The following is a 297-nucleotide window of genomic DNA, read 5'->3' on the forward strand; positions in this document are numbered from 1 at the left end:
GCAACCAGCGCATCAAGCTCGATGCGGCGCCCTGGGGCCCCAACAAGCTGGCGCGCCGCGCAGCCAAGCACACCCTGTGGCTGGGCGTCAGCCTGCTGACCGCACTGACCTTCGTCGGCTACTTCACCCCCATTCGGCCGCTGACCCAGGAGCTGTTCACCCTGCAGCTGGGTGGCGTCAGCCTGTTCTGGATCCTGTTCTTCACCGGTGCCACCTACATCAACGCCGGCTGGCTGCGCGAGGCGGTGTGCATGCACATGTGCCCGTATGCCAGGTTCCAGAGCGTGATGTTCGACA

General features: G+C 65.3%; 1 protein-coding gene. It reads left to right on the forward strand.

Annotated elements, in window-relative coordinates; all coding sequences use genetic code 11:
- On the forward strand, positions 1-297 hold a 297-nt coding region (locus B4I46_RS11380; RefSeq protein ID WP_414708933.1), incomplete at both ends, for a 4Fe-4S binding protein.

This window comes from Pseudomonas sp. UBA7500 (assembly GCF_002478435.1).
Classification (GTDB): domain Bacteria; phylum Pseudomonadota; class Gammaproteobacteria; order Pseudomonadales; family Pseudomonadaceae; genus Aquipseudomonas; species Aquipseudomonas palmensis.